The organism is Micromonospora sp. PTRAS2 (genome assembly GCF_054052245.1).
On the sequence record NZ_JBSWBU010000036.1, the window covers coordinates 1 to 5,895 of the forward strand.

Below are 5,895 nucleotides of genomic sequence, written 5' to 3' on the forward strand. Positions count from 1 at the left end.
GCGTTGCCGGGTGGTGGTGGTTTCACCAGGTCGGTGGCGGTGGAGAAGTTCTCCTACAACAGTGACGGCACGATCCCGAGCATGAACATGACCACGACGGGGGCCCCGCAGGTGGGCACGCTGAACCCGTACGTGCGGCAGGAGGCCGAGACCATCGCCTGGTCCGTCGGCGTCGAGACGCAACCCGCCAGCGGCGGCACGCAGAACGTGTGGTCGATCAACAACGGCGACTACATCAAGGTCAAGGGCGTCGCGTTCGGCACCGGGGCGGCCTCGTTCACCGCCCGGACCGCGTCGGCGACCAGCGGCGGCACGATCGAGGTGCGGCTGGACAGCACCACCGGGCCCCTCGTCGGGACCTGCCGGGTCGCGGGCACCGGGGGTTGGCAGACCTGGGCCAACACGTCGTGCGCGGTGACCGGCGCGACCGGCACCCGCGACCTCTACCTGCGATTCACCGGCGGCAGCGGCGACCTGTTCAACCTCGACTGGTGGCAGTTCACCGCCGGCACCGGCACCACCACGTCCTACCGCGTCACCAACCGCAACAGCGGACAGGTCATCGACGTGCAGTCGCCCAACCTGAACGACCTGGCCGTCATCGGCCAGTGGACCAGCAACGGCAACGCCTGGCAGCAGTGGCGGTTCAACGACGCCGGCAACGGCAACGTCACCCTCCAGAGCGTCAACAGCGGGAAGTGCGCCGACGTGCTCGACTTCTCGACCGCGGACGGCGCGCGGGTTGTCCAGTACACCTGCCACGGTGGGGCCAACCAGGTCTTCACCTGGCGGTCGACCGGCGACGGCTACTACCAGCTGGTCAACCTCAACAGCAACAAGTGCCTCAACGTGGTCGGCGGCTCGACCACCCCGGGCGCGGCCCTGGAGCAGCGCACCTGCGGCTCCGCGACCAGCATGCAGTGGTCCCGCGCCTGACGGCCTGGGACCCGCCCCCGGTGGGGTCGGCGCTGATCTTCCGCGCCGGCCCTGCCGGGGCACCCCGCGCCCGCCGTCCGCTACCACGGCTGCGGTAGGTGGGCGTACCACGCTCGGCAGACGCTGGTGGGCCGGGCCGCCCGGTAATGTGATCTTCATGGACGAACCGGGCGCTCACCAGTCGCCGGCCTGGTGGCGGACGCACCCGGGCGCACGCGACGCGCTGCTCGGCGCGGCCGTCGCGGCGCTGATCCTCGTCATGACGCTCGTCGGCCGGCCGGGGGAGACCGAGGGCCGCCCGTTGGCCTGGCCCGACGCGTTGGCCGCCGGGGCGGCCTTCACGCTGGTGCTGGTGCGCCGCCGGTGGCCGCTGCCCGTCCTCGCCGTCTCGGCCCTGCTCGCCGCCGGCGCCGTCGCCGCCGGCGGGCAACCCCCGGCCTTCCTCGTGGTGACCGCCGTCGCCGCCTACACCGTCGCGGCGCACACCAACCGACCCACGGCCTGGCTCTCCGGCGGGGGCGCGGCGGTCGTCGTGTACGGCGCGGCCGTCGCCTGGACCGGCGAGGGCTGGCTCGGCCCGCCGCTGGGCGTGGCCGCCTGGATCGGCATGGCCACCGCGATCGGCGACGCCGCCCGCATCCGCCGCGCGTACGTGTCCGCCGTCGAGGAGCGGGCCCGCCGCGCGGAACGGACCCGCGAGGAGGAGGCCCGCCGTCGGGTCGCCGAGGAGCGGGTGCGGATCGCCCGTGACCTCCACGACGTCGTCGCGCACCACATCGCCGTCATCAACGTGCACGCCGGGCTGGCCGAACACAGCGTGCACACCCGGCCCGACCAGGCGGCGGCCTCGGTGGCACACGTGCGACAGGCGGCCAGGACCGTGCTCGACGAACTGGCCACCATCCTCGCCCTGCTGCGGCAGAACGGCGACGCCGACGCGCCCACCGAACCGGTGCGCGGCCTGGCGCAGCTCGGGGAGCTGCTGGACTCCGTCGCCGCCGCCGGCCTGCGGGTCGAGCACCAGCAGGTCGGCCCGGCGCGGCCGCTGCCCGCCGCGATCGACCAGGCCGCCTACCGGATAGTGCAGGAGGCGCTCACCAACGCGCACAAGCACGGCACCGGTGACGCGGCCGGCCTGCGGGTCGAATACCGCCCCGACGACCTTGTCATCGACGTCGACAACCCGACCGGCTCCGGCCACCAGCGGTCGGACCCCACCGGCCACGGCCTGATCGGCATGCGCGAACGCGCCGTCGCCGTCGGCGGCAGCCTCGCCGCCGGGCCCGCCGGCGCCGGCCGGTTCCACGTCCGCGCCGTGCTGCCCAGCACGGCACGCCCCGGAGGCACCCCGTGACCATTCGCGTGCTCCTCGCCGACGACCAGGCCCTGATCCGCACCGGCCTGCGCGGCATCATCGAATCCGTGCCCGACCTCGAGGTCGTCGCGGAGGCGGCCAGCGGCCGCGAGGCGGTCCGGCTGGCCCGCGCGGCGCGCGCCGACGTGGTGGTCATGGACATCCGCATGCCGGAGGTCGACGGCCTCCAGGCCACGCAGCTCATCACCGCCGACGAGGACCTGGCCGGGGTGCGGGTGCTCATCCTGACCACGTTCGAGCTCGACGAGTACGTCCTGGGAGCGCTGCGGGCCGGGGCGAGCGGGTTCCTCGGCAAGGGGGCCACCCCCACCGAACTGATCGAGGCGATCCGGACCGTCGCCAGCGGCGACGCGCTGCTGTCCGGGAAGGCCACCCGGGCGCTGATCGCCCGGTTCCTCACCAGCGGCGACCCCGCCCCGCCGCCGGACACCACCGTGCTCGACGTGCTCACCGACCGGGAGCGGGAGGTCCTCGCCCTGGTCGCCCTCGGCCTGTCCAACGACGACATCGCCACCCGGCTGCACCTCGCGCCCTCCACCGCGAAGACGCACGTCAACCGCGCCATGACCAAGCTCGGCGCACGGGACCGGGCGCAGCTGGTCGTGGTCGCCTACCAGAGCGGGTTGGTCAGGCCCGGGGACGCCACCCCGTAGGGGACGCGCCCTCCCGCGGCGGTACGACGGTGGGTCGGAATACCACATTTGTGGTAGTGGACCGACCGCAGCTGGACGATGCCAACGGGACCCCTCCGCCCGGAGACTTTCGCCAGGCGCCCTGCGCGCCACCGAATCGTCTAGCCGCGAGCGAGGTCGCTGGTGTTGTTCCTGTCCCGGGTCAGTCTCGCGAACCGGAGGCTGGTGGCGCTGCTCACCGTCCTCCTCGTCGCCCTAGGGATCTATGCGATCCCGTCGCTCAAGCAGCAGCTGCTGCCCGATCTGTCCTTCCCGGCCGTGACCGTGGTCGCCAGCTACCCCGGCGCCGCGCCCGAAGTCGTCGAAGAGCAGGTCACCGGCCCGATCGAGAAGGCCGTCGAGGGCATCGACGGGGTCGAGAGCACGACCTCGACCTCGCAGCAGGGCTCGGTGCAGGTGATGGTCTCGTTCTCCTTCGACAGCGACATCGACCAGGCCTCCACGGACGTCGAGCAGGCCGTCTCCAAGATCTCCTCCGCGCTGCCGGCCGGCGTCGACCCGCAGGTGCTCACCGGCAGCACCGCGGACCTGCCGACGATGGTCCTGGCCGCCACCTCCGGCGGTGACCAGCACGCGCTCGCCGCGGCCCTCGACGAGAAGGTCGTGCCGGCGCTGCGGGCGGTCGACGGCGTCAACGACGTCGCGATCTCGGGCGTACGCGACCAGATCGTGACCGTCACGCCGGACACCGCCGCCCTGAGCAAGGCCGGGTTGAGCACGCAGTCGATCGTCACCGCGCTGGGCGCCCTCGGTGGCACCTCGTCGGCCGGGCAGATCACCTCCGACGGGCGCAACCTCAGCCTGGCCATCGGCCAGCCGGTCACGTCGTTGAGCCAGCTCCAGAACATGTGGCTGTCGCCGGCCGCGTCCGCCGGCAGCCCGGCCGCCGCCGGCCGCCCCGCGGCCGGACCGGGCGGCCCCGCCGCCGCGCCCGCGCCGGCGGCCGCGGCCCCGTCCGGTGCCGGTTCGGGCAAGCCCGTGCAGCTCAAGCAGGTCGCGACCGTGGCGCTCACGGATGCCCCCGTCACGTCGATCACCCGCACCGACGGCAAGCCCAGCCTCGGCATCTCCCTCACCATGGACCACGGCGGCAGCAGCCCGGAGATCTCCGACGACGTTCGAGACCAGCTGCCGGAGCTGCAGGCCGCGCTCGGCGACGACGCCCGGCTCGTCGTCGTCTCCGACTCCGGGCCCGGGGTCAAGAAGGCGGTGAACGGCCTCGTCGAGGAGGGCGCCCTGGGCCTGCTGATGGCGATCCTCGTCATCGTGGTGTTCCTGCGCTCGGCCCGCGCCACCGTGGTCACCGCGGTGTCCATCCCGCTGTCGTTGCTCGTCGCGCTCATCGCGGTGTGGTTGCGCGACTACTCGCTGAACATCCTCACCCTCGGCGCCCTGACCATCGCCGTCGGCCGCGTCGTGGACGACTCGATCGTGGTCCTGGAGAACATCAAGCGCCATCTCGGCTACGGCGAGGACCGGCGCTCGGCGGTCCTGTCCGCCGTCCGTGAGGTCGCCAGCGCCGTCACGTCGTCCACGCTCACCACCGTGGCGGTGTTCCTGCCGATCGCGCTGGTCGGCGGGTTCGTGGGCGTGCTGTTCGGCTCCTTCGCGATCACCGTCTCCGCCGCGATGCTCGCCTCGCTGCTGGTGTCGCTCACCGTCGTCCCGGTCCTGGCCTACTGGTTCCTGAAGGCGCCCGCGGACGCCGCCGGCGTGCCGGCCGACGAGTATCGCGCCCGGGTGGAGGAACGCGAGCGGCAGGGCCTGCTGCCGCGCGTCTACCTGCCGGTCATCCGCTGGGCGGTCGGCCACCGCAAGACCGTGCTCGCCGGGGCGGTGGCCCTGCTGGCCGCCACGGTCGTGATGGCCGGGGGCCTGAAGACCACCTTCCTCGGCGACTCCGGCGAGGACTCGATCGGGGTCACCCAGACCCTGCCGGCCGGCACCGACCTGGCGACGACCGACGCCGCGGCGAAGAAGGTCGAGGGCGTCCTCGCCTCGGTCGACGGCGTGGAGTCGTACCAGGTGGTGATCGGGTCGTCCGGCGGGTTCTTCGGCTCGCGTACCGCCAACAACGTCTCGTACACCCTCAACCTGGCCGACGGCGCGGACAGCGCGACGGTCAGCGACGCGGTGCGGGACAGGATCGCGGACATCACCGACGCGGGCGAGCTGAAGCTCGGCGGCGGGGGCGGCCCCGGCGGCGGCGGGCCCGGCGGCGACAGCACCATCTCGGTGTCGATCCAGGCCGACGACGACCAGGCCCTGAGCCAGGCCACCCGGCAGGTGCAGGAGGCCCTGACCGGCGTCTCGCAGGTCACCGACGTGGAGAGCGACCTCAGCGAGAGCGCGCCACAGATCAGCATCGTGCCCGACGGCGAGGCCGCAGCCCGCTCCGGGCTGACCACCGGCGCGATCGTCTCGGCGCTGCGGCAGTCCGTCGAGGGGACCACCGTCACCCAGGTCACGCTCGACGGCGCCCCGCGCGACGTGCTCGTGCGGACGGCCGACACCGGGCCGGACAGCCTCGCCAAGGTCAAGGCGCTCGTGCTGCCCGCCGGCACCGGCACGGTACGCCTGGACCAGGTCGCCACCGTCAGCCGCATCGACGGGCCGGTGCAGCGCACCCACGTCGACGGCGAGCGGACGAACACCGTCACCGCGACCCCGGTCGGCGACAACACGGGTGCGGCCAGCAGCGCCGTCACCGACAAGCTCGAGACCCTCACCCTGCCGGCCGGGGCGAGCTACGAGATCGGCGGCGTCACCGCCGACCAGAGCGAGGCGTTCTCGCAGCTCATCCTGGCCATGGTCGCCGCGATCGCCCTGGTGTTCCTGATCCTGGTGGGCGTGTTCCGCAGCATCCGCCAGACGCTGATCCTGCTGGTGTCG

General features: G+C 73.3%; 4 protein-coding genes. All 4 read left to right on the forward strand.

Features of this window, described 5'->3' with window-relative positions:
• The coding region (locus ACVMYR_RS32965) for a carbohydrate-binding protein (RefSeq protein ID WP_457123682.1) at positions 1–936 on the forward strand (936 nt) is incomplete at its 5' end.
• 157 nt (positions 937–1,093) lie between these two features.
• Complete coding sequence (locus ACVMYR_RS32970) at positions 1,094–2,290, forward strand: sensor histidine kinase (RefSeq protein WP_457123683.1); 1,197 nt, start codon at positions 1,094–1,096, stop codon at positions 2,288–2,290.
• Complete coding sequence (locus ACVMYR_RS32975) at positions 2,287–2,964, forward strand: response regulator transcription factor (RefSeq protein WP_077937295.1); 678 nt, start codon at positions 2,287–2,289, stop codon at positions 2,962–2,964. Before ACVMYR_RS32970 ends, ACVMYR_RS32975 begins: the two co-directional genes overlap by 4 nt.
• Positions 2,965–3,126: 162 nt before the next feature.
• On the forward strand, positions 3,127–5,895 hold a 2,769-nt coding region (locus tag ACVMYR_RS32980; protein WP_457123684.1), incomplete at its 3' end, for an efflux RND transporter permease subunit.